Annotated in this window: 1 pseudogene; it reads left to right on the top strand. The window is 63.8% G+C overall.

Annotated elements, in window-relative coordinates:
• Positions 1-376 (top strand): annotated as a pseudogene (locus EN874_RS32480) (thioredoxin domain-containing protein); the annotation flags it as partial.

Below are 376 nucleotides of genomic sequence, written 5' to 3' on the forward strand. Positions count from 1 at the left end.
GGCTGGGAAGGCAAGCCGATCATCCGCCAGACCGAGGCACAGCAAACTCAGGGCATCGCTGATTACGCTCAGCTTGCCCCTTTGAAAGCGAAGCTCCTGGCTGTCCGCGAACACCGGGTCAGGCCAGGCCGCGACGCCAAGGCGCTCACCGACTGGAACGGCTTGATGATCACAGCGCTCGCCGAGGCCGGCCGTTCTCTTGGCAAAGGCGACTGGATCGACTCCGCGGCCAAGGCCTTCGCGCATATTGTTGGAGCCAGCGAGCACGGCCGCCTGCCGCATTCCATGCTCGGCACCAAGAAGCTTTTCCCGGCACTATCGAGTGACTATGCCGCCATGACCAACGCGGCGATTGCGCTCTTCGAGGCGACCGACG

This window comes from Mesorhizobium sp. M1D.F.Ca.ET.231.01.1.1 (assembly GCF_003999155.2).
GTDB lineage: Bacteria > Pseudomonadota > Alphaproteobacteria > Rhizobiales > Rhizobiaceae > Mesorhizobium.